This is a genomic window from Fructobacillus tropaeoli (genome assembly GCF_001047135.2).
Classification (GTDB): Bacteria; Bacillota; Bacilli; order Lactobacillales; family Lactobacillaceae; genus Fructobacillus; species Fructobacillus tropaeoli.
Genome location: NZ_DF968140.1, coordinates 371 through 703, shown reverse-complemented (window position 1 = coordinate 703; position 333 = coordinate 371). Strand labels below are relative to the sequence as shown.

The following is a 333-nucleotide window of genomic DNA, read 5'->3' as shown; positions in this document are numbered from 1 at the left end:
AGAACCAATACGTATGGGGAGTTGACGAGTGGGCAAAAGGCCTATATGATTGACAAAAAAGGAAAGATTACCTTGACGGATAATGGTTTGGCGGCGGCGATTTTAGTACAAGATACTTATATTGCCAATCCCAAGACCACTAAGCGAGTCTTTGATATTTTTGATCAAGTCGGTCGTTTTGAGATGACGCCTGATGAGGCTTTACATTCTTTGAATGTGACGGTGGCTCATGATTTACCCATCATGGCTGAAAACGTTAAGCAATTAGAAAGCGCGATTGAGAAGCCAGCCAACTATGAACCCAAAGAAAAAGTAAGCGGTGAATGGCAAGGC

The 333-nt window shown here is 42.9% G+C and carries 1 pseudogene; it reads left to right on the top strand.

Features of this window, described 5'->3' with window-relative positions:
- Positions 1-45: 45 nt before the first annotated feature.
- Positions 46-333 (top strand): annotated as a pseudogene (locus tag AOQ32_RS08410) (DNA topoisomerase); the annotation flags it as partial.